This window comes from Cryobacterium suzukii (assembly GCF_004403185.1).
GTDB classification, from domain to species: domain Bacteria; phylum Actinomycetota; class Actinomycetes; order Actinomycetales; family Microbacteriaceae; genus Cryobacterium; species Cryobacterium suzukii.
The window spans coordinates 449545-469656 of the sequence record NZ_SOHJ01000004.1 but is presented as its reverse complement, the minus strand read 5'-3'; the positions used below and the strand labels follow the sequence as shown (position 1 = coordinate 469656).

The 20112-nt window shown below is 64.8% G+C and carries 22 protein-coding genes, 1 pseudogene and 1 riboswitch; of the genes and pseudogenes, 13 read left to right on the top strand and 10 right to left on the bottom strand.

Translation table 11 applies throughout. From position 1 onward, the window contains the following. Positions 1 to 76: 76 nt before the first annotated feature. Complete coding sequence (mmsB, locus tag E3T39_RS06615; protein ID WP_134513902.1) at positions 77 to 1021, top strand: 3-hydroxyisobutyrate dehydrogenase; 945 nt, start codon at positions 77 to 79, stop codon at positions 1019 to 1021. 59 nt (positions 1022 to 1080) lie between these two features. After that, on the top strand, positions 1081 to 2565 hold the full coding sequence (locus E3T39_RS06610) for a CoA-acylating methylmalonate-semialdehyde dehydrogenase (protein ID WP_134513901.1): 1485 nt from the start codon (positions 1081 to 1083) through the stop codon (positions 2563 to 2565). Between the two features lie 218 nt (positions 2566 to 2783). Here E3T39_RS06610 and E3T39_RS06605 read toward each other — a convergent pair whose 3' ends face one another. Together E3T39_RS06605 and E3T39_RS06600 are read right to left on the bottom strand one after the other, a co-directional pair. Continuing rightward, positions 2784 to 3524 (bottom strand): DUF429 domain-containing protein, encoded by a 741-nt coding sequence (locus E3T39_RS06605; protein WP_134513900.1) that lies wholly within the window; start codon positions 3522 to 3524, stop codon positions 2784 to 2786. 163 nt (positions 3525 to 3687) lie between these two features. Beyond that, complete coding sequence (locus E3T39_RS06600) at positions 3688 to 5310, bottom strand: HNH endonuclease signature motif containing protein (RefSeq protein WP_478213413.1); 1623 nt, start codon at positions 5308 to 5310, stop codon at positions 3688 to 3690. 275 nt (positions 5311 to 5585) lie between these two features. Continuing rightward, positions 5586 to 5685, top strand: a riboswitch (TPP riboswitch). On the opposite strand from E3T39_RS06600, the pseudogene thiD reads away from it, so the two are divergent. Continuing rightward, positions 5668 to 6513: pseudogene (thiD, locus tag E3T39_RS06595) on the top strand (bifunctional hydroxymethylpyrimidine kinase/phosphomethylpyrimidine kinase); the annotation flags it as partial. It overlaps the preceding riboswitch by 18 nt. Positions 6514 to 6581: 68 nt before the next feature. Here the strand turns inward: thiD and thiE are convergent. After that, positions 6582 to 7226, bottom strand: a complete 645-nt coding sequence (thiE, locus tag E3T39_RS06590) for a thiamine phosphate synthase (protein WP_241979547.1) — start codon at positions 7224 to 7226, stop codon at positions 6582 to 6584. Positions 7227 to 7269: 43 nt separating this feature from the next. On the opposite strand from thiE, the gene thiO reads away from it, so the two are divergent. From thiO to E3T39_RS16135, 5 genes are all read left to right on the top strand, one after another. Next, complete coding sequence (thiO, locus tag E3T39_RS06585; RefSeq protein ID WP_134513896.1) at positions 7270 to 8487, top strand: glycine oxidase ThiO; 1218 nt, start codon at positions 7270 to 7272, stop codon at positions 8485 to 8487. Beyond that, positions 8484 to 8726, top strand: a complete 243-nt coding sequence (gene thiS / locus E3T39_RS06580) for a sulfur carrier protein ThiS (RefSeq protein WP_134513895.1) — start codon at positions 8484 to 8486, stop codon at positions 8724 to 8726. Before thiO ends, thiS begins: the two co-directional genes overlap by 4 nt. Positions 8727 to 8728: 2 nt before the next feature. Then, on the top strand, positions 8729 to 9508 hold the full coding sequence (locus E3T39_RS06575) for a thiazole synthase (protein ID WP_420898145.1): 780 nt from the start codon (positions 8729 to 8731) through the stop codon (positions 9506 to 9508). A 5-nt stretch (positions 9509 to 9513) separates the two neighbouring features. Then, the gene (gene moeB, locus E3T39_RS06570; RefSeq protein WP_134513893.1) at positions 9514 to 10653 is read left to right on the top strand and encodes a molybdopterin-synthase adenylyltransferase MoeB; all 1140 of its coding nucleotides are present in this window, start codon (positions 9514 to 9516) and stop codon (positions 10651 to 10653) included. 116 nt (positions 10654 to 10769) lie between these two features. Continuing rightward, positions 10770 to 10934, top strand: a complete 165-nt coding sequence (locus tag E3T39_RS16135; RefSeq protein ID WP_166784066.1) for a hypothetical protein — start codon at positions 10770 to 10772, stop codon at positions 10932 to 10934. Between the two features lie 117 nt (positions 10935 to 11051). On the opposite strand, the gene E3T39_RS06565 is transcribed toward E3T39_RS16135, so the two are convergent. The 4 genes from E3T39_RS06565 to E3T39_RS06550 form a co-directional block, all read right to left on the bottom strand. Beyond that, positions 11052 to 11354, bottom strand: a complete 303-nt coding sequence (locus E3T39_RS06565; RefSeq protein WP_134513892.1) for a putative quinol monooxygenase — start codon at positions 11352 to 11354, stop codon at positions 11052 to 11054. Next, the gene (locus tag E3T39_RS06560; protein WP_134513891.1) at positions 11351 to 12151 is read right to left on the bottom strand and encodes an ATP-binding cassette domain-containing protein; all 801 of its coding nucleotides are present in this window, start codon (positions 12149 to 12151) and stop codon (positions 11351 to 11353) included. Before E3T39_RS06560 ends, E3T39_RS06565 begins: the two co-directional genes overlap by 4 nt. After that, on the bottom strand, positions 12148 to 13194 hold the full coding sequence (locus E3T39_RS06555) for an ABC transporter permease (protein WP_241979546.1): 1047 nt from the start codon (positions 13192 to 13194) through the stop codon (positions 12148 to 12150). The genes E3T39_RS06560 and E3T39_RS06555 overlap by 4 nt, the downstream gene beginning before the upstream one ends. 77 nt (positions 13195 to 13271) lie before the next feature. Next, a complete protein-coding gene (locus E3T39_RS06550) occupies positions 13272 to 14372 on the bottom strand; it encodes a substrate-binding domain-containing protein (RefSeq protein ID WP_134513890.1) in 1101 nt (366 codons plus the stop codon). A 122-nt stretch (positions 14373 to 14494) separates the two neighbouring features. On the opposite strand from E3T39_RS06550, the gene E3T39_RS06545 reads away from it, so the two are divergent. Both E3T39_RS06545 and E3T39_RS06540 read left to right on the top strand, forming a co-directional pair. After that, positions 14495 to 15532, top strand: coding sequence for a LacI family DNA-binding transcriptional regulator (locus tag E3T39_RS06545; RefSeq protein WP_241979545.1), 1038 nt, complete (start codon positions 14495 to 14497; stop codon positions 15530 to 15532). Next, a complete protein-coding gene (locus E3T39_RS06540; protein ID WP_134513889.1) occupies positions 15525 to 16421 on the top strand; it encodes a PfkB family carbohydrate kinase in 897 nt (298 codons plus the stop codon). Before E3T39_RS06545 ends, E3T39_RS06540 begins: the two co-directional genes overlap by 8 nt. 21 nt (positions 16422 to 16442) lie before the next feature. Here the strand turns inward: E3T39_RS06540 and E3T39_RS06535 are convergent, their stop codons facing one another. Both E3T39_RS06535 and E3T39_RS06530 read right to left on the bottom strand, forming a co-directional pair. After that, entirely contained in the window at positions 16443 to 17015 is a 573-nt protein-coding gene (locus E3T39_RS06535; RefSeq protein ID WP_134513888.1) for a HEAT repeat domain-containing protein, read from the bottom strand. Positions 17016 to 17086: 71 nt separating this feature from the next. Further along, positions 17087 to 17554 carry a GNAT family N-acetyltransferase gene (locus tag E3T39_RS06530; RefSeq protein ID WP_166784065.1) on the bottom strand — a complete coding sequence of 156 codons (468 nt, stop codon included), beginning with the start codon at positions 17552 to 17554 and terminating at the stop codon, positions 17087 to 17089. A gap of 71 nt (positions 17555 to 17625) precedes the next feature. Here E3T39_RS06530 and E3T39_RS06525 point away from each other — a divergent pair, with 71 nt between their 5' ends. The 3 genes from E3T39_RS06525 to E3T39_RS06515 are packed head-to-tail and all read left to right on the top strand — an operon-like array spanning position 17626 to position 19661. Beyond that, positions 17626 to 18072 (top strand): FAS1-like dehydratase domain-containing protein, encoded by a 447-nt coding sequence (locus tag E3T39_RS06525; protein WP_134513886.1) that lies wholly within the window; start codon positions 17626 to 17628, stop codon positions 18070 to 18072. Then, positions 18069 to 18491: a MaoC family dehydratase gene (locus E3T39_RS06520; RefSeq protein WP_134513885.1), complete on the top strand. Its 423-nt coding sequence runs from the start codon at positions 18069 to 18071 to the stop codon at positions 18489 to 18491. The genes E3T39_RS06525 and E3T39_RS06520 overlap by 4 nt, the downstream gene beginning before the upstream one ends. Positions 18492 to 18494: 3 nt before the next feature. After that, positions 18495 to 19661 carry a UDP-N-acetylmuramate dehydrogenase gene (locus E3T39_RS06515; RefSeq protein WP_134513884.1) on the top strand — a complete coding sequence of 389 codons (1167 nt, stop codon included), beginning with the start codon at positions 18495 to 18497 and terminating at the stop codon, positions 19659 to 19661. 28 nt (positions 19662 to 19689) lie between these two features. Here E3T39_RS06515 and E3T39_RS06510 read toward each other — a convergent pair whose 3' ends face one another. Next, positions 19690 to 20112, bottom strand: coding sequence for a hypothetical protein (locus E3T39_RS06510; protein ID WP_134513883.1), 423 nt, complete (start codon positions 20110 to 20112; stop codon positions 19690 to 19692).

Sequence of the window (20112 nt, the reverse complement as noted above, 5' to 3'; positions counted from 1 at the left end):
ATTGCACCGTAACACGGTGTGATGGTGGTTATAAAGAAATTGTGTTTTCGCTGGAAAAGAGCAAAGGAGCTTGCCAATGGGTGCAATCGGATGGATCGGTCTGGGCAATATGGGTGGCCCGATGACGGCAAACCTGGTGAAGGCCGGGCATGAAGTGCGAGGCTTCGACCTGAATCCGCAGGCGCTCGCGGCTGCGGCGGCCAATGGGCTCACACCGGCAAGCAGCATCGCGGATGCTGTCTCTGGCGCCGAGGTCGTCTTCACCATGCTGCCCAAAGGTGACCACGCCATTGCCGTGTACTTGGGTGAAGGCGGCGTGCTGGCCTCGGTGAGTCCCGGCACCCTTCTTGTCGATTCCTCCACCATTGACGTCGAATCCGCTCAAAAGCTTCACGATGCGGCAGCCGAGGCTGGATTCCGTTTTGTTGACGCTCCCGTTTCCGGCGGGATCAGCGGTGCTCAGGCTGGAACATTGACGTTCATGATCGGCGGGGAACCCGACGCCGTCTCTGCTGCCAGCACGTTCATCGAGTCGATGTCTGCCAACATCATTCCGACTGGCGGAGCTACCACAGGCCAGGCGGCGAAGATCTGCAACAATCTCATGCTGTTCATCAATCTCGCGGGGGCCGCTGAAGGTGCTGTTCTGGCCGATCGTCTCGGTCTTGACAAACAGGTGTTCTGGGATATCGCGTCGGTTTCCTCCGGTGACAGTTGGGCCCTGCGCACCTGGTATCCGATTGCCGGAGTCGTGGCATCCTCCGCCGCTAACACTGCTTTTGCACCTACGTTCACGACGGAGTTGGCCAATAAAGATATCGGCCTGGCTATCGCCGCCGCGCGGGCAACCAATACACCACTGGAGATTGGGGAGCACGTGCAGCAATTGTTCCAGCGCGTTCTCGATGCTGAACAGGGCGGTAAAGATTGTTCCATAATCGTCAAGCTCGTCGACGGAACCCTGGCTCCCGACCCGGAACCGGAGCGGATTCCGGCGCTAGCCCAAGTGCAGGTCAGCTGATGACAACAGTCGTGACCTCAACCACTGACCCGCGTTCCGCAGTTACAGAGAGCACTCCCATGCAGCGAATTCCGCACTACATCAATGGTCGAAAGATCACCGACGCCGAGCGTTTTGCCCCCGTATACAATCCCGCCACCGGAGAGCAAAACAAGGAGGTCGCTTTAGCTTCAGCATCCCGGGTCGAGGAAGCTATCGGGGCCGCCAGTGCGGCACTGCCGGGGTGGCGGGCCACCAGCCTGGCCAAACGCACCAACATCTTTTTCAAGGTTCGAGAGCTCCTCAGCGAGCGCAAGTCGGAGCTGGCGGCCATCCTCACCAGCGAACACGGCAAGGTGCTTTCTGATGCGGAGGGCGAGATTACCCGAGGCCTGGAGAATATCGAGTTCGCCACCGGACTCTCCCACATGCTCAAGGGGGAGCACTCAGAGCAGGTGTCGACCGGCGTCGATGTTCACTCGGTGCGCCAGCCGGTTGGCGTAGTGGCCTGCGTTACTCCGTTCAATTTTCCGGCCATGGTGCCGCTATGGATGATTGGCAGTGCGCTGGCCTGCGGCAACACCGTTCTGCTCAAGCCCAGCGAGAAAGACCCATCTACGGCCATCTTCATTGCCGAGATTTTCTCCGAGGCAGGGCTCCCCGACGGCGTGCTGAACGTTGTCCAAGGCGACAAGGAAGCCGTGGATGCGCTGTTGGAACACCCGCAGGTGAAGGCCATCAGCTTCGTCGGATCCACGCCTGTTGCCAAGTCCATCTATAAGCGGGCCGCCGAAAACGGCAAGCGCGTGCAGGCGCTGGGCGGCGCTAAGAACCACATGGTGGTACTCCCGGATGCCGATCTGAATATGGCTGCAGATGCGGCCGTGTCGGCGGCGTACGGCTCAGCGGGGGAGCGCTGCATGGCGGTCAGTGTGCTCGTGGCCGTTGGCGGTATTGCTGATGAACTCGTCGATGCCATCAGACAGCGGATGGCCGGACTGACGATCGGCGCGGGAACGGATGCTGCTTCAGAGATGGGCCCGCTGATCACCGCTGCGCACCGCGACAGGGTTGCCTCGTATGTTGCCGGAGCAGCGGATGAAGGTGCCACCGTTGTTGTGGACGGTCGCGAACACCAGTTTGAGTCAGATGGCTTCTTCATCGGCGTCAGCCTGATCGACCACGTGAAGCCAGGCATGAAGGTGTACGACGACGAGATCTTTGGCCCCGTACTGTCCGTCGTCCGCGTGGACACCTTTGAAGAGGCCATTCAGTTGACCAACGAGAACGAGTTCGGCAACGGTGTAGCCATCTTCACGCGCGACGGCGGTGCCGCGCGGCAATTCGAATTTGAGATTGAGGCCGGAATGGTCGGGGTCAACTTGCCCATACCGGTGCCGGTTGGGTCGTTCTCCTTCGGCGGCTGGAAGTCATCACTGTTCGGCGACACGCACATGTATGGGCCGGACAGCATTCGCTTCTATACCCGTAACAAGGTGGTGACCACCCGTTGGCCCGACCCGTCGACAAGTGAGATCAACCTCGGATTCCCGCAAGTCAGCTGATCTCCAGTCCCAGCATCCGTCGTCGCAAACACACTTCGCTCACCTCCGCGCCCACGGCCCGCCCGAACAGGCCGCGGCCTAACCATTCGGCGCAAGCGGCAAGACATCAGGTACTCCGGGATCGCGGCATCCATGCCGTGGTCCCGGAGCGAGCGGACCAGATCAGTAGCCGTAAGCGACGGCGTCGCAGGGTGGTGGAACTTGAGAAACTCAGGCCGCTACCGGAGCAGATCGGTGAGGGAGCCGGACGGGAGCAATATCCAGCCTTCTCGGCGGGCGCGATCGAGCACGGATGGTTCAGGCGGCTCGTAGAAGCCCAGGGCGGCACTGCGGGCGGCGAGTGCGGCGATCACGGCGTCGAAGGCATCCGCTGACGTGATCATCTGTGGGGCGAACGGGCCGAGATCGAGCCACGGCGCGGCATCCTGAATGCGTTGGAGGAGCTTCTTCCGGACGGTGGGCTCCGTTCGATACCCCGTCGTGGAGAAGCCCCACAGGCGTAGCGATGCTCCCGGGTAGATTTCTGCGACGACTCCGGAACCTGACCTGTCGACGATGATGCCGGTCTCGGAGATCCTGGCCAGCAGCCCGGCGCACCGCATGGCGGTGAGTCCGAGCCGGTCGGTGGACACGCTGAGCGGCCATCGTCCGGTCCTTTTCCGTACTTCACGATCGGTCTCGCGGTAGGCCAGGGTGCGGCGCCAGTCCATTCCGCCATCGACTCCGGGCTGGCTTTGGTCGCCGCTGGAGTGCGCGACCACAAAGCGCACGAACTCGTCCGGCCAGCCGAACGCGCAGTCAATGCCGAGTTTCTCAACGGTGCCCGCTGTGCGGACGATGATGTTGTCAGCGATGCCGAGGTGGAGCTCGCACAGTGATGCGCGGCTGTCGTCCCAGTCGATGACGGCCAGTGCGGTGCCTTTGGGCTCGGCGGCGAGATCCACTCCGGCAGTGCGCATGCGCTCAGTTTATGATGGGACCCTAGGGGATGCCGGGCTCAAGTTGGAAACCCAGCCGCAATGATGTCAAAACCTCGCTCGACGAGTGTGACTAAGTGTGCAGGTTCTTCGTCAGCTTTCCAGCTGGCGAAGGCGGAGACAAGCACGGCCGTTGCCATGTGAGTCAGTAAAGCAGCGGAATGACGAACGCGCGATCATCGACGTCTCTTCCGAGCGGGCTGGCTCCTGCTAGGTGCGCCAGGGTGGTTCGGGGCTGGGGGTGTTGGCGCGGTGGGTGTGGGCTGGTCGCCAGGTTTGGGTGGGGTCCCAGAGGACGGGCCCGCGTATTTGGGGTCTGCCGTTGATCATGCGGATGTTCCAGCCGTNTTTGGGGTCTGCCGTTGATCATGCGGATGTTCCAGCCGTTGGTGTCGATGGTGTGGTGGTGGAACCAGCACAACAGGGTGCCATTGGTGATGGTGGTTGGTCCGCCCTGGTGGTGGGGTTGTATGTGGTGGACTTCGCACCAGCGGGCGGGGATGGTGCAGCCGGGGATGATGCAGCCTTCGTCGCGGGCACTGATGGCGGCTCGTTGCTTTGGGCTGAAGCAGCGCATTTTGTCGCCGAGGTAGAGGATGTCGCCGTTGGTGCCGACGACGATTTTTTGGGCGCCGCCGGCGCAGATGGCTTCTTTCACCCGGCGCAACGACACTGGCGCTTCGATGCCGTCGATCCAGCCGACGCCGCGGCCCTGGTCAAGGTCGGCGGCATTGACGTGAATCATCACCGTCGGCGCCGCGCCGCCCATCGTCGGGGTTTTCGGATCGCGGGCGGCAGCTTCGAACACCGAGCGGAGGATGTCGGCGCGTTTCTCGCCGGCGGTGCGGCGGTCGCCGTCGTAGCGGGTGTCCCCGGTGAACGGGTCCGCGCTGAAACGCTCGGTGTCGGCGTTCGGGTCAGTAACGTCGACGCCGTCCAGCTCGGTGCCGGTACCGGTGTCGTCAACGGATTCGGTCGGTTCGAACCGAGGCGTGCGAGACCGGGCGGACAGGTAGGTGTCGAAGAGGGTGTCCATGATGCCGCGCAGCTCGGGGGTGACGTCGGCGCGCAGCGGGTAGAGCCCGTTGCGCAGCAGCCCGAACGTCAGTGTGCTTGTGGCCTCCGTCACGTCGTCATTGGGGGCGGTGCCGTCGGGGTCGAGGCGGCCCTGCCACTCCAGGGCTTGCGCCCGCAGCAGATCCGGTGCGAAGCGGATGCCCGCCCCGGGCAGCCCGGCGGTTTCGGGGGTGATCGCGCCGGTGGCGGTGGCGACCAGGGCACGTTCGACGTGGTCGAGGTCGTCCTGCAGGACTTTCCCGTGCAGCGCGGTCAGGGTGGTGGCGATGATCTCGGCCGATTCCACCCCGAGCTCCCCGCTGGTGAGACCGGCGGCAATGACCGGATACCGGGCTGGCACCGGCAGGCCCATCGGCGTGCGTTCCACGACGGTCTCGCCCAGCTTCAGACGCCGTTTGGCTTCACGGCCGGAGATACCAGCGAGCTGCGTGATGAATTCGATCCGCGTACGGCATCCGTTTCTATAAGCGAGCGACCCGCTGCCCAGGTCGGTCTCGGCACGAACCCCAATGTCAGTGGTGGCTCGTAGCCTTGCACCATCAACCCTGCGACCCAGCTCTTCCAACGCCGCCAACACGGCGACAGCTTCGCTGTCATCGAGGTGACCAAACCGCGTTCCGTCCAAAACAGAGCCCAGCAAAGCACCAGCCTGACCTATGACCGCCACCCGAGAACCCTCAGGCTCCGGCATCGAGCCGGCTGCAGCGGGCGGGGCGGTGAGGGTCATGGCGTCGGTGCCTCCTTCACCCACAATTATAGCCCAAATCGCCTCTAAAGGCGAGAGAAACTCAGCAAAATGATGACATGAGTTCAGAAGTTTCTTCTCACTGCCATTTCGTGACTTTGCATCCGGATCGGTCGGTCTGCGGCTGCGCGGGCGCACTACGAGCGCAAATCAGTGCGTTCGAACCACTGTGTGGGCGTTGGTGGCGGTCGTGCTCTGAACGCGTGCGCGCGTATAGGCTTGACCGTGACACGGGGTGCCGCACATAGTGTGCGTGCTGAGATCAATACCCGTTGAACCTGTCTAGTTAGTACTAGCGAAGGAATGTCACGGATGACTGATCGAACCTCCCAGCTCGCGCTGCGGCAAACGCCTCGAATTCTCAGCATCGCCGGAACCGATCCGACCGGCGGCGCCGGCGTTCAGGCCGATCTGAAGAGTATCGCGGCCAACGGCGGCTACGGCATGGCTGTGATGACTGCGTTGGTCGCGCAGAATACGCGCGGGGTGCGGTCGGTGCACACCCCGCCTGTGGCTTTTCTGCGTGAGCAACTGCACGCCGTGAGCGACGATGTGACCATCGACGCCGTCAAGATCGGCATGCTCGCGCAACTCGACGTCATCACCGAGGTGCGTTCCTGGCTCTCCGAGTGTCGACCGCCCCTGGTGGTGCTCGACCCGGTGATGGTGGCTACGAGCGGGGACCGGCTGCTCGAACCGTCAGCAGAGCAGGCGCTGCGCGACTTGATTCCTCAGGTCGATCTCGTCACGCCCAACGTTTTCGAGTTAGCCGTTCTCCTGGGGGAACACCCGGCTGCCACCTGGGCAAAGGTCCTCGAGCAGGGCAAAAGATTGTCTGCCAGCACCGGTGTCACCGTGCTGGTCAAAGGCGGCCATCTCAACGAAGCCAACTGCCCGGACGCCCTGGTCAACACCCAGGGCTTGCTGGCACGCAGCGTGGTCGAGGTCGCGTTGCCACGTATCAGTACCAGCAACACGCACGGCACCGGATGCTCGCTCTCCTCGGCCATGGCCACGGTGCAGGCAAGAACCGGTGACTGGGCGCAGTCCCTCGTCGAGGTCAAAGACTGGCTCCAGGACGCCCTGGCCCACGCCGACGACCTCGAGGTCGGCCAGGGAAACGGCCCCATTCACCACTTTCATCGGCTGTTCGCCCGTTCGACAGCGGTCTCCACTCTGGTCGCAGGCGTGCGATGAACGCGGTGCGGTCGGCGGGACTAGCCAAGCGGCGGGAGGCTGGCAAGAAGCCGCTCGGCGGCATCCGTCGGGTCGTCGGCATCGGTGATCGCGCGCACCACCACTATCCTGGTGGCGCCGGCATCGACCACTTGGCCGATGTTTCCAAGATCGATGCCGCCGATGGCAAACCAGGGGCGCAGGGTGCCAGCGGATGCGCTCTGGGCGGCCGCATAGCGCAGCAGATCGGTTCCGACCGCTGCACGCCCGGGCTTCGTTGGCGTCGCCCAGACCGGACCGACGCAGAAATAGTCGAGGTTGTCGGCGGTGAGGGCGGCATCCACTTGCGCGGTGGTGTGAGTGGACAGGCCGATCCGCGCAGCCGTGCCGAGCAGCCGGCGGGCGGCGGGCAGTGGCAGATCGGTCTGGCCGACATGAAAAACCGGTGCGCCGGCCAGGCCGGCGATATCCGCCCGGTCGTTGACCGCCCACAGCCGGGCGTGACGGTCGGCGACCGTGTGCAGAATCTCGAGATAGTGAAGTTCCTCGGCGGCATCGATGGTCTTGTCGCGCAGTTGGATGATGTCGACCCCGCCGGCGAAGGCGGCATCCACAAAGTCGGCGAAATCACCGCGATCCCTTCTGGCATCGGTGCAGAGATACAGCCGGGCGGTGATGGGGTCCATGCGACCAACCCTAAAGGGCGCTGCCCTGGCATCGGTGCACACCATGAGTGAGCGGCGAACACAGCGAACGGTTGATGTGGCCGTCATCGGCGGCGGCATCATCGGGCTCGGTATCGCCTGGACGCTGGCGCATTCTGGCCGTACCGTGGTCGTCATCGACCCAGACCCGGCCGGAGGCGCCACCTACGCTGCAGCCGGAATGCTCGCAGCGGTCAGCGAGCTGCACTACCAGGAAGAAGCCTTGCTTGATCTCACGCTCGCGTCCTCGAAGTTGTATCCCGACTTCATCGACTCGCTCGGAACCGATAGCGACGCCACCGGATACCAGCGAACCACAACCCTGAACGTGGGCGCCGAGGCGGCCGACCGGCAAGCCCTCGCCGACCTGCGCGCAGTGCAAGTGGCCAATGGACTGGGGGTCGAGCCCCTCACCGTGCGCGAAGCCCGGGTGCTTGAACCGCTGCTGAGTCCCCAGATTTCCGGCGCCTTTCTTGTGGAACAAGACCACCAGGTCGATCCGCGCCGGCTTACCGAACGCATCCAATTCGCGCTCGCGCAAAACGGCCGAAACGCCCTGATTCGGGTTCGTGCCAGTGGGTTACTGCACGCAGATACGGCGGATGCTTCTTCGCGCGTCACCGGTGTCGCCCTGGCTGATGGCCGCACGATCCAAGCGGCCGAAGTGGTCGTGGCCAATGGGCTAGCGGCGGCCGAGTTGAGCGGGCTGCCCGAGCACCTGCGCCTGCCGCTTCGCCCGGTCTACGGGGACATACTTCGATTGCGGGTGCCCGAGCATCTTCGGCCCCTGCTCACCTGCACGGTGCGCGGGTTGGTGCACGGCGTGCCGGTGTATCTGGTTCCGCGCACCGACGGAACGCTCGTGATCGGAGCCACCCAGCGTGAAGACGGCTCGGGCGTGGTGTCGGCCGGCGGCGTCTATCAGCTGCTGCGGGACGCGCAGGTTCTGCTGCCGGCGGTCAGCGAGCTCGAACTGATCGAAACCACCGCTCGGGCTCGTCCGGGAACGCCGGACAATGCGCCGCTCCTCGGCCGCGTTCGGTGTCCGGACGGTGACATTACCGGCCTCATCATTGCCACCGGATTCTTTCGCCACGGTGTGCTGCTGACCCCGATTGCAGCCCAGTACTGTCTTCAGCTCGTTGAGGGAACCCTAGATGATCGGTGGCGAAACTTTCGGCCCGATCGGTTCTCGGCGAGCCGCCCGCCCGCACCCACTTCACTGAAAGGAGGCCACTCGTGACCGTAACTATTGCCGTCAATGGCCAGAAACGAACCGTACCGCCCGGCGGCACCGTGACCGACCTCCTCGCCGAGATCACCGGGCGACCCATCACAATAAGCGGCCAGGCAGTCGACGGAAGCCGCCTCGGAGTAGCCGTGGCGCGAAACGCCGCGGTCGTTCCCCGCAGCCTGTGGTGGACTACCGCGCTGGCGGTGGGCGATGAAATTGAAATCGTGACCGCGGTGCAGGGAGGATGACCGTGCCTAAGACCCCTGACGGCCTCGTCATCGACGGCGTGGAGCTGACCTCCCGCCTGATCATGGGCACCGGGGGCGCGCCGAGTCTCGATGGCCTCGGGGCGGCACTGCGTGCCTCCGGAACCGAACTGACCACCGTTGCGATGCGGCGCCACAACGTGGTCACCACCGGCTCGCTCTTCGATCTGCTACTGCACAATTCCATCCGCGTGTTGCCGAACACGGCCGGCTGTTTCACCGCGCGTGAGGCCGTTCTCACCGCCGAGTTGGCTCGGGAAGCCCTCGAAACCGACTGGATCAAGCTCGAGGTCATCGCCGACGAGCAGACCCTGCTGCCCGACGCGGTCGAACTGGTCGAGGCCACCGAACAGCTCGTCGCGCGGGGCTTCACGGTGTTCGCCTATACAAATGACGACCCCGTGCTCGCGCTGCGGCTCGAACATCTGGGAGCTGCGGCCGTGATGCCGCTCGGGGCGCCGATCGGCACCGGCCTCGGTATTCTCAACCCGCACAATATCGAACTGATCGTGGCCCGCGCCGGCGTTCCTGTGGTGCTCGACGCCGGGATCGGTACCGCCTCTGATGCTGCACGGGCGATGGAGCTGGGTTGCGATGCTGTGCTGCTGGCCACCGCGGTGACGCGCGCGCAGAACCCGGTCCTCATGGCCGACGCGTTCAAGCACGCCGTTATCGCGGGTCGGCGGGCAGCCAGGGCCGGCCGCATTCCGCGGCGTGAGCTCGCCCTCGCGTCATCGACGATGGCCGGGCGGCCCAACCTGTGAAGCGGATGCTCGCGCCGCTCGTCGAACCCGGCGACGAGCTCACCGCAGCTGAGCGCGAGCGGTACTCGCGCCACATTCTTATTCCCGAAATCGGAATGCTCAGCCAGCGGCGACTGAAGAATGCGCGCGTTCTCGTGATCGGCGCTGGCGGTCTCGGCTCGCCGGTACTGCTCTACCTCGCGGCCGCCGGGGTGGGCACGCTCGGTATCGTCGATCACGACAACGTGGACCTCAGCAACCTGCAGCGCCAGATCATCCACGGCAACTCAGACCTCGGCCGCTCGAAACTGGAATCGGCAGCGGCCGCGATCGCCGAGCTCAATCCGCTGGTCACGGTGCACCAGCACGACGTCTGGCTTACCGCGGCGAACGCTCTGGACCTGTTCGCCCAGTACGACCTGATCGTCGACGGCGCCGACACCTTCGCCACGCGCTACCTGGTCAGCGACGCTGCCGCGATGCTCGGCAAACCCTGCGTCTGGGGCTCCATCCTGCGCTTCGATGGGCAGGTGAGCGTGTTCTGGAACGGGCACGGCCCGACCTACCGAGACCTGTATCCGGAAGCCCCGCCGGCCGGCTCGGTGCCCAGCTGCAGCGAGGGCGGAGTATTTGGAATGCTCTGCGGAACGATCGGCTCGACGATGGTCGCCGAGGCTGTGAAGTTGATCACCGGGGTAGGGCGCACGTTGCTTGGCCGAGTTGTGTTGTTCAATGCGCTCGAGGCGACCTGGCGCGAAATCAGTATTGTGCGTGACCCCGCGACCGAAGCGATCACCGCGCTGATCGACTACGACGTGTTCTGCGGAACATCGACCAAGGATGCGATTTCGGTCCAGCTACTCGCCGCCCTGCTGGATCGACGCGCGCGGGGCGAGATCGACTTCGACCTCGTCGATGTTCGCGAACCCGACGAATACGACATCGTGCACATTGCCGGGGCGCTGCTCGTGCCGCAGGGCATCATCTTTTCTGGACAGGCCCGGCTCGCGCGCGACCGCGACATCGTGGTGCACTGCAAGGCGGGCCCCCGCTCGGCTGTCGTGCTCGACGAGCTGCAGCGCCAGGGTTACGAACACGTGCGTCAGGTTGAGGGCGGCATTCTGGCGTGGGTCAAAGAGATTGAGCCCACGCTTTCGACGTACTAAATAGCGCGCTGGTGACACAACAGCAAATGCCGCACGCGGCATCTGCTGTTGACCCCCATCAGGGGTAGTATCGCTGCAATCGGGATCTTCCCGCGCGTGAAATGAAAGGTCGGATTATGAACCCGTTACTCATCGTTGTGGCCGTTGTTGCGGTGGTGCTGCTCATTACCGGAGGCCTGGTGGAGTCGCTTCAATTTCTGCTGTGGGTCGGTATCGTACTGGCGATCATCGCGGTGATCATGTTCCTGATGCGGTCCATGTCAGGACGCAAGAGCGTTTAACGCGACATAGTGCCAGCGCAGCCGGTAGAAGGAGAGTGAACTCCTTCTACCGGCTTTTTCTATACTCACGGCTGCTGTACTCACAAGTGCTGTGCCGGACCCGGATCGAGGCCTGACTCAGACCAGTGGAGTCAGAAAAGTCAGGGTGGAGCCGTCGCCCGCGATGAGCGACCCAAGCTGCCGGTTGAACTCGGCCCCGTAAGCGGCGGCGCGGTGCGCGTCGAACGCTGCCGGGTCGCGATATTCCTCGGAGACGAAGAATGCCGCCGGGTTGCTGACGAGTTGGTATGGATCAAAGCGGATGCAGCCGGCCTCCCGTCGCACGTGCGTCGTGAGGTCCTGCAGCAGGCGAGCGACGTCACCCTCGTGGCCGGGAAGCGCGGTGAACTCGGCGTAAAGGGCGACCACCGGCCCATTCATGCCTTGCGCGCCCCGGTCATGATGGCCACAGCATCGGTCATGCTGTGTGACTGGGGGGTGATCGTCGTGGCGCACTTGCCAAGCCGTTGAATGTGGATGCGGTCGGCGACCTCGAACACGTGCGGCATGTTGTGGCTGATCAAGATGACCGGGATACCGCGGTCGCGTAGGTTCTTCACGAGCTGCAGCACCTGGTTTGACTCGCGCACGCCGAGAGCAGCGGTCGGTTCGTCGAGAACGACGACCTTGGACCCGAATGCGGCCGCCCGGGCCACGGCCACGGCCTGCCGCTGCCCGCCAGAGAGGTTCTCCACCGGAACCGTGACGTCTTGCAGCGTCGTGATGCCGAGGTCGGCAAGTTGCTGGCGTGCCTTCTTGCGCATGCCCTTCTTATCGACCATGCGAAAGACCGAGCCGAGAATTCCCTTACGACGTTCTTCGCGGCCGAGGAACAGATTGCTGGCCACGTCGAGGGCAGGCGACACGGCGAGCGTCTGGTAAACGGTCTCGATACCGGCGAGGTGGGCGTCCTGCGGCCGCTTGAAGTGCACGGGCTTGCCATCGAGCAGAATCTCACCTTCGTCGGCGACTTCGGCTCCGGTCAGGCATTTGATCAGGGTGGACTTGCCCGCTCCGTTGTCGCCGATAATGGCGAGGACTTCGCCGGGGTAGAGGTCGAGGCTCACCCCGTCGAGGCCCACGACCCGGCCGTAGGTTTTCACGAGGTTGCGGGCTTGCAGGATGGGCTGGCGAGATTCTGCGGCCGGCGTGGCGGCGGCATCCGTTGTGAGGGTCATTTGCGTACCTTTCGAATCCACTGGTCGACCGAGACAGCCACGACGATGAGCACGCCGACGGCGAAGGTCTGCCACAGCACGTCGAGTCCGGCGAGGGAGAGCCCGTTGCGAAACACGCCGACGATGAGGGCGCCCAGCAGGGTTCCCCAGACGGTTCCGCGACCACCGAACAGGCTGGTTCCGCCGATGACGACGGCGGTGATGGAGTCGAGGTTGAGGTCGCCGCTCGCGTTGGGGGAGGCGGCGTTGCTGCGGCCGATCTGGATCCACGCGCCGATGGCGAGAATGGCCCCGGCGGCGATGTAGACGCTCATGAGCACCCGGTTGACCCGGATCCCGGCGAGGCGGGCGGCCTCCTTGTCGTCACCGACCGCGTAGACGTGGCGACCCCATGAGGTGTTGTTGAGAATGAAGGCGATAGCGAAGTAGAGCACGAGCATCATGAGCACGCCGGTGGTGAAGTTGACACCACCGATGTTGAAGGTGGTTCCCGACCAGGTCAGCAGGTCGGGCATATCGCCGCCGCGCACCGTGGCACCGGCCGTGTAGAGCAGGGTGAGGGCCAGAAAGATGTTGAGCGTGCCGAGGGTGACGATGAACGGAGGCAGTCGCAGTTTGGTGACCAGAAACCCGTTGAATGCGCCGGCGGCGAGGCCGACGACGAGACCGAGGAGCAGCCCAAGAATGGCGGGCATTCCGGTCTGCACGGTGACTTGGGCGGTGATCATCATCGCGAGCACCATGACCGCGCCGACCGAGAGGTCGATGCCGGCGGTGAGGATGATGAGGGTCTGGGCGATGGCCAGTGTGCCCACCACTGCCACCTGTTGGGTGATCAACGACAGGTTGGCGGGATTGAGAAACCGCTCATTGAGCAGGCCGAAGACGATGATCGCCAGTACCAGCACGATGGCCGGGCTAAGCGCCGGGTAGCGGTGCATGACGTTGCGCAAGCGGCTGAGCGGCGTGGTGCGGTCGAGAAATTCCTCGGCCAGATCGTGCGGCCCGGTAGTTGCCGGTACCTGTTGGGTGGACTGACTCACGAGCGACCTCCATTGGTCGAGGGTAGGAGTACGCGGGATGCCCGGATGCCGGACATCCCGCGCGGAACGGGTGGGGCTTAGCCCCAGCAGATCTTCGAGGCCGCGGTGGTGTCGATGGACTCGACCCCGGTCTGCGTGTCGTCGGTGACGAGGGCGACGCCGGTGTCGAAGAAGTCGAGGCCCTCGGTCACCTCGGGCTTGGTACCCGAGTCGACGAGGTCGAAGATGGCCTGCACACCGAGTTCGGCCATCTTGACCGGGTACTGCTGGGCGGTGGCACCGATGATGCCGTCCTTCACCTGGCTGACGCCTTCGCAGCCGCCGTCGACGGAGACGATGATCATGTCGGTCTTGCCGGCGGCTTTGAAGGCCTGGTAAGCACCGTAGGCGGCCGGTTCGTTGATCGTGTAGACCACGTTGATGTCGGGGTTCTGGCTGAGCAGGTTTTCGGCACCGGTGCGGCCGCCATCCTCAGCGCCCGTGGTGGCTTCGCTGCCGACGATCTCATAGTCGCCGCCGCTGTAGCTGCCGGTCTTCTCTTCGTCGCCGTTCTTCTCGACGTCCGCGGTGTCGATGCCCATTCCGTCGAGGAAGCCCTGGTCGCGGTTGTAGTCGACGGAGACGATCTTGTCGTCGAAGAGGTCGAGCAGCGCGATCGTGGCTTTTTCGCCGTCGAGCTTGGCTGCGGCCCACTTACCGATCTCCTGGCCGGCCGCAAAGTTGTCGGTCGCGAACGTGATGTCGACCGCGTCGGGGTTGGTGGGCGGGGTGTCGAGGGCGATCACGTACAGTCCGGCGTCGCGCGCCTTGACCAGTGCGTCTTCGACGCCGGGGCCGTTGACGGTGATCAGGATTCCCCTGTCGCCCTTGGAGATCGAGTTCTCGATCGCTTGGATCTGGGTGTCTTCGTCGCCGTCTTCCTTGCCCGCGGCGAGCGTGAGCGTGATGCCGAGGTCGTCGGCGGCGGTCTTGGCGCCTTCCTGCATGGCGATGAAGAAGGGGTTGCTGGTGGTCTTGACGATCAGCGAAACGCCGATCTCATCGGATCCGCCTCCGCTACTCGCGCCGTCGGTTGCCCCGCCGCTGGCGCAGCCGGCGAAGCCGAGTGTGGCAAAGGTGGCTACGGAGACCGCGGCAACGATGCGTCGAGAGACCGTGCTGTGTGCTGTGCGATTCATCAGTGAATCTCCTCTGGTTGGCGGGAGGGGATCTCCCTGACAACGATGTCGGTGCTATTTTTAGACCATAATTGTTGTAGAGTCAAGGCACTTAACCAAGACGGAGTGAAACCGTGACAACGATGTCGGAAAGCAGTGTCGGCCCGCGGCCCCGGCCGACCATGCGTCAGGTCGCCGCGCTCGCCGGCGTCGGCATTAAAACAGTATCCCGGGTTATCAACGGTGAGCCCGATGTTTCACCGGCCACTCGCGCCAAGGTCAAACAAGCCGCTGACAGCCTCGACTATCAGCCCGATCTGCACGCCGGTAACCTGCGCCGCGCGGACGGACGCACCAAGACCCTCGGTCTGCTCGTGGGCAGCGTGGCCAACCCGTTCTATGGAACACTGCATCGGGCCGTTGAAAAGGCCGCGACCGCTCGTGGAATCGCGGTGTTTGCCTCAAGTCTCGACGACGATTCCGAGCGGGAGGAGGCCCTCGTCTCGGCTTTTCTGCAACGCCGGGTTGACGGCCTGATTCTCGCCACGGTCGCCACGAGTCAGGCCTACCTGGCTCCGGAGCTGCGTCGCAGAACGCCCATGGTGTTCATCGACCGCGAACCGGCCGGAATTGAAGCGGATGCTGTCGTCAGCGACAATGCCGCCGGCGCGGCCCTTGCCACCCGGCATCTGTTGGAACACGGACACCGCCGCATTGCCTATCTGGGCGACCTCGATTCAATTCAGACGGCCCGCGAACGTCGACGCGGTTTTCTCGAGGAACTGGGCCGAGCGGGCGTGGCCACCCGCGACATTCCGGTGATTGTCGACCTGCACGACGAAGCGTCCGCGAACCGGGCCGTGCTGGCCCTGCTCGACTCGCCTAACCCGCCGACAGCGTTGTTCACCAGTCAGAACCTCGTCACCATCGGTGCTATCACCGCGTTGCGCGCTCGGGCGTTGCAGAACCGGGTGGCCGTGGTTGGGTTCGACGATATTTCTCTTGCTGACCTGCTCAGCCCCGGCCTTTCGGTGGTTGCCCAGAATCCGCAGCGGATCGGCGAGGTCGCAGCCGAACGCCTGCTGGCCCGCCTGGACGGCGACCAGACCCCCGCGCACCCCTACATCGTGCCGACCGAGCTCATCGCTCGCGGCTCCGGAGAGATTGGACCCCATGCCTGAACTCAACGCCCCCTCCCGTGTCGTCGTTGTCGGTGATGCCCTGATCGATGTGCTGCGTGACTCCGAGGCGAGTCGGGAATTTGCCGGCGGCGCAGCTCTGAACGTAGCGGTGGGTCTGGCCGTGCTCGGGGTGCCGACGACGCTGATCGCGATGGTCGGTGACGACGCCGACGGTGTGGTGCTTCGGTCCTTCCTCGACCAGTACGGCGTGCAACTGATCGCGACACCGGGCCCGCTCGGGTCTTCCCGGGCTGTGTCGGATCGCACGGATGGTGAACCGCGCTACTTCTTCAATGACGCCGCCAAAGCGCGCCGAATCGAGTTCGGCGCGGCCGAGCGGGCCGCGCTCGCCGCCGCCGCCGTCGTCGTCGTGAGCTGTTTTCCGTTCGACGACACCGCGCAGACCGAGGCGTTCGCCGCCTGCGTCACCGACCCGGAGCATCGCCTCGTGATCGACCCGAACCCGCGGGCCGGCATGCTGCACGACGGACCGCGCTTCGTGCGCAACTTTGAGGCGCTCGCCGCTCGCAGCCTGCTCGTGAAGGTCGGCGACGAAGACGCCGACCTCCTCTACGACAGCACGCTCGACGAGCTGCGGGAACGACTCGTCGAGGGGGGCGCGCACACGGTGCTGGCGACCGCCGGGCGGCTCGGTGCTTCAGTCTCATTCGAGAACAATGGGCTGGTCAGTGTCCCGATCGCCGAGCTTGATGGCCCGGTCATTGACACGATGGGCGCGGGGGACGCGACGCTGGCGGCATCCGTTTGCACCATCGTGAACGACGGGGTGCCGCAGGATTCCACGGCCTGGAAGGCACTTTTGGCCGACGCCATGCTCACCGCCGCGGCCACCTGTCGGCACGAGGGAGCGCTGCTCCGGCGCCCCTAGACAGCGGATGCCCGAGTCGAGCTAAGGCTCGGGCTCGGTTTCGGGCTCGGTCAGCTTGAGGCGGGAGCGAATGGCGTCGCGAGCCTGCTGGGCGGCACGGCGCACTTCCTTGTCGGAGTCGCGCAGGCGCACTTCGATCGTGGCGATATTGTCGGCGGTGCCCTGGTCGGCGAGGGCGTGCAGCGCGGCGGAACGCACGCGCGGGTTCTCGTCGGTGGTGAGACGCACGAGCTTGGGTACGACCTGCAGGCCGCGCAGCAGCACAACCTTGGCGCACATTTCGCGCACACGCCATGCCTGGTTGTTCAGGCCGACGACGATGTACGGCGCGGCCTGCTCGCCCCAGACGTGCAGCAGCGCGCGGGCGCCCCACAGTTCGGGCCAATACAGCGCGGGTGCACCCTCGAGGATGCCGAGTGCGTGGCGTCCGCCGGCATAGAGCAGAAAGTCTTTTCCAGCGTTCTTGGCGCGCAACAGGGCCACGGCGTTGTCGATGACGACGTTCTCGCCGTAGTGTGCGACGGCGGCGCGAATGCGCTCGTCGGTCGGCAGGTCGATCGGAAGGTCGGGGTGCGGAATCAATTTGTTTTGCATGGCCCCCTAACGCTACCTCCCCTCCGCGGTTTCCTGCCCGCGAGAGTGCAAAAAGTGCCCGATTGTGAGCGTCAAACGGGCACTTCTTGCGCTCTCGAGAGGAGCAGCTCGAAACCGGAGGCGTGCTCGTAGATGCCGTAGTTACCGATGTCGATGAAACCGAGGCTGCGGTAGAGGGCGAGGGCTTCGGGCTGCGCGTAGCCGGTTTCCAAACGCATCCGCTCGTAGCCGAGATCTCGGGCGAGCTTCTCGAGTTCGCCCAGAATCGTCTTCGCGTGACCCTGGCGTCGGTAATCGGGGTTGGTCCACATGCGCTTGACCTCGGCGGTGGTGGCGTCGTATTGGCGCAGGCCGCCGCCGGCGACGGTGGTGTCACCGTCGACTAGAACGAGAAAGCCGCCGGTGGGCGGATCGAACTCTGCCCCGTCGACGTCGTGCACGGAATCGCCGTCACCGTATCTGGTTTCGTATTCACGGTGCAGGTCAAGCAGAAGAGGGGCTACTTCGGGGTCACCGAGGCGCACGGATACACATTTCACGCTTAATAGTGTGCGCCTTGTCGCGGCGTGCTCCTGACAATCGGCGGGAGCTCTCTGAGTAGACTCGACGAGTGTCAGTGAACCCAGAGTTGCAGGGGCGGGTCTTTCCGCCGGTCGCACCGTACCTTGTCGGCCGTGAAAAGGTGCGCGAATTCTCCCGCGCCGTGTTCGCGACCAACCCGATCAACCACGATCCCGAAGCGGCCCGCGCGGCCGGCCACCACGACGTCGTCGCCCCGCCGACCTTTGCCGTGGTCGTGCAGGAGGCCACCCTCGCCCAACTGCTGGCCGAACCGGATGGCGGAATCGACTTCACCCGCGTTGTGCACGGCGACCAGCGCTTCAGCTACACCCGGCCGATCGTCGCCGGCGATGAACTCACGGCGACACTCGCGGTGACGAGTATCAAGAGCCTCGGTGGCCACTCAATGGTGACCGCCGAGTCCACCATTGTTGATGCGGCGGGCGCGCACGTCGTGACCGCCATCTCCACCCTCGTCGTCAGGGGAGACGAATGACCCCCGTGCTGACCGAGCTCACTGTCGGCGATGTCGTCGCCGAGGCAAATTTCCCCTTGACCCGCGATTCCCTCGTGCGCTACGCCGGGGCATCCGGTGATTTCAATGCCATTCACTACCGCGATGATGTCGCGCAGTCGGTGGGACTGTCCGGAGTGCTCGCCCACGGCATGCTCACCATGGGCCTGGCCGTGCAGCCCGTCGTCGACTGGGTCGGTGACCCGGCCCGGGTTCTGGACTACCAGGTGCGATTTACTCGCCCGGTCTTCGTTGATGTCATTGAAGGTGCCACGGTGTCCGTGGTCGCCAAAGTCGGCGCGATCGACCTGGAAGCCCACGTCGCCCGCATTGACCTCACCGTGACGTTCAACGGAGCGACCGTTCTCGGCAAGGCGCAGGCGCGCGTCAACCTGGCCTGAAACATGATTGAACCCGTTGCGCTCAGTACCCTCACCACCTTTCGGGTCGGCGGGCCGCCAGCCGCGCGGGTGGCGCCGGTCACCGAGCAGGACCTCATCAACGAGACCCTCGTGGTCTGGGGCATGGAGGAGAACTGGTTGTTGCTCGGCGGCGGCTCCAACACCGTCGTCGCCGACGAGGGCTTCGACGGCATCGTCATCCATGTGGTGACTCGTGGTATCGAGGTGCTCGGCAGTAAGGCCACCAGCGAAGCGGATGCCGTCACCGGACCGACCGATCGGGTGCGACTCCGCGTGCAGGCCGGCGAGCCGTGGGACGACCTCGTGGCCTATACCGTGGATCACGGCTGGGCCGGCATCGAAGCGCTGTCGGGCATCCCCGGATCGTGCGGCGCCGCCCCGGTGCAGAACATTGGAGCCTACGGCCAGGAGCTCGCGGACAGCCTCGTGGCGATCGACTTTCTCTCCTATGAAACCGGCGAGGTCGAACGTCTGCAGCGTGCCGAGCTGGGCCTCGGCTACCGCACCTCTGCGCTCAAGCAGGGGCTGCGCGGCGTCGTGCTCGCGATCGAGCTGGAGCTGCACGACACCGCGGCCGAGGCATCCGTTTTGGGAAGCACCCTCGGCCAGCCGTTGAAGTACGCCCAGCTCGCCGGGGCGCTTGGTGTTCAGCTCGGCGACCGGGTGCCGCTTTCGATCGTGCGGGCAACCGTGCTCGGGCTGCGGGCCGGCAAGGGAATGGTGCTAGACCCCAGCGACCCCGACACGTTCAGCGCCGGATCGTTCTTCACCAACCCGATCGTGACGGAGGCGTTTGCGCGCTCCCTACCGACGGATGCCCCGCGCTGGCCGCTCGAGGCGGAGCCGGCTGATCGAGTTATTCCGCTCGAGGAATATGTGGGGGTCGGACCCATTCCCGGTGAGGAACCCGTGCGACTGGTCAAGCTCAGCGCCGCCTGGTTGATCGAACGCTCCGGGGTCAATCGGGGGTTTCGCCTGCCGGGATCGAGGGCGGCCGTGTCGAGCAAACACACCCTGGCCTTGACGAATACCGGCGGGGCCACCGCCGCGGAAGTGACCGAACTGGCGCGGTACGTGCTCGGCCGGGTGCAGGCCGAGTTCGGTGTGAACCTGCAGCCCGAGCCGGTGCTTGTGGGACTCACGCTGTAGCTTCACGGATGCGCCCGGGCGGCGCCCGTCAGTCGGCGCGACGAGCGGCAGCGGCGATACCGGCCACGACCAGGCCGAGCCCGACCGCTATCACGCCGCCGAGTAGCCAGAGCGTGGGATCCGGCGGCGCCGGCAGCAGCGTGAAGACCACCATGTAGGCGGCGAAGGCGAGCAGGAGGATGCCCCAGAGGATCGTGGCGAAGCGGGGGCGCAGTCGAGGCATGGCAGCAGCAGTGGTCGTCGGCCTGTCGGTGTTCGGGGCGAAGAAGCTGGGCGTCGCATCGTGCTCCCGCGGAGGAATGCGCGGTTCCGGGTCGGGGACAGTTGGATTGTCCGCCAGATTCGCGGTTGCCGGCGCGTCGTCAGCCGGGTTCACGGAGAAATCTTCGGTGGGGGCGTTCGCGCCGGGATGAGCGGCGTCGGGGCCCGTGGGGGAAAGCGGAGTGGTCAT

Bases quoted from the DNA above. Each gene is read 5' to 3' on its own strand.
- E3T39_RS06610 (WP_134513901.1), top strand. From the start codon at position 1,081: ATGCAGCGAATTCCGCACTACATCAATGGTCGAAAGATCACCGACGCC.
- E3T39_RS16135 (WP_166784066.1), top strand. From the start codon at position 10,770: ATGAACCCGTTACTCATCGTTGTGGCCGTTGTTGCGGTGGTGCTGCTC.
- E3T39_RS06545 (WP_241979545.1), top strand. From the start codon at position 14,495: ATGTCGGAAAGCAGTGTCGGCCCGCGGCCCCGGCCGACCATGCGTCAG.
- E3T39_RS06510 (WP_134513883.1), bottom strand. From the start codon at position 20,112: ATGACCACTCCGCTTTCCCCCACGGGCCCCGACGCCGCTCATCCCGGC.
- thiE (WP_241979547.1), bottom strand. From the start codon at position 7,226: ATGGACCCCATCACCGCCCGGCTGTATCTCTGCACCGATGCCAGAAGG.
- E3T39_RS06540 (WP_134513889.1), top strand. From the start codon at position 15,525: ATGCCTGAACTCAACGCCCCCTCCCGTGTCGTCGTTGTCGGTGATGCC.
- E3T39_RS06515 (WP_134513884.1), top strand. From the start codon at position 18,495: ATGATTGAACCCGTTGCGCTCAGTACCCTCACCACCTTTCGGGTCGGC.
- moeB (WP_134513893.1), top strand. From the start codon at position 9,514: ATGCTCGCGCCGCTCGTCGAACCCGGCGACGAGCTCACCGCAGCTGAG.
- E3T39_RS06535 (WP_134513888.1), bottom strand. From the start codon at position 17,015: ATGCAAAACAAATTGATTCCGCACCCCGACCTTCCGATCGACCTGCCG.
- E3T39_RS06550 (WP_134513890.1), bottom strand. From the start codon at position 14,372: ATGAATCGCACAGCACACAGCACGGTCTCTCGACGCATCGTTGCCGCG.
- E3T39_RS06520 (WP_134513885.1), top strand. From the start codon at position 18,069: ATGACCCCCGTGCTGACCGAGCTCACTGTCGGCGATGTCGTCGCCGAG.
- E3T39_RS06605 (WP_134513900.1), bottom strand. From the start codon at position 3,524: ATGCGCACTGCCGGAGTGGATCTCGCCGCCGAGCCCAAAGGCACCGCA.
- E3T39_RS06565 (WP_134513892.1), bottom strand. From the start codon at position 11,354: ATGAATGGGCCGGTGGTCGCCCTTTACGCCGAGTTCACCGCGCTTCCC.
- thiO (WP_134513896.1), top strand. From the start codon at position 7,270: ATGAGTGAGCGGCGAACACAGCGAACGGTTGATGTGGCCGTCATCGGC.
- mmsB (WP_134513902.1), top strand. From the start codon at position 77: ATGGGTGCAATCGGATGGATCGGTCTGGGCAATATGGGTGGCCCGATG.
- E3T39_RS06560 (WP_134513891.1), bottom strand. From the start codon at position 12,151: ATGACCCTCACAACGGATGCCGCCGCCACGCCGGCCGCAGAATCTCGC.